The 220-nt window shown below is 46.4% G+C and carries 1 rRNA gene; it reads right to left on the bottom strand.

Features of this window, described 5'->3' with window-relative positions:
• Positions 1-155: 155 nt before the first annotated feature.
• Positions 156-220, bottom strand: a 16S ribosomal RNA gene (locus tag KNP77_RS15920); the annotation flags it as partial.

The raw sequence follows: 220 nt of genomic DNA, 5'->3' as shown, positions 1-220 counted from the left end.
CCTTGATCTAGCGTTTCTAAGACACACGGTCCGAACGGACCATGCATATTTTTCTTGGTTTGATGTCTTGATGAATCTTCAGTTTTCAAAGAACAATCGAGGGACGAACCCTCAAAACTGAACGATGGGCAATGCCACATGGGCATTTTCCTTAGAAAGGAGGTGATCCAGCCGCACCTTCCGATACGGCTACCTTGTTACGACTTCACCCCAATCATCT

The organism is Exiguobacterium sp. s142, assembly GCF_018618455.1.
Classification (GTDB): Bacteria; Bacillota; Bacilli; order Exiguobacteriales; family Exiguobacteriaceae; genus Exiguobacterium; species Exiguobacterium aurantiacum_A.
The sequence above is the reverse complement of the archived record's forward strand: the minus strand, read 5'-3'. Positions and strand labels throughout refer to the sequence as shown.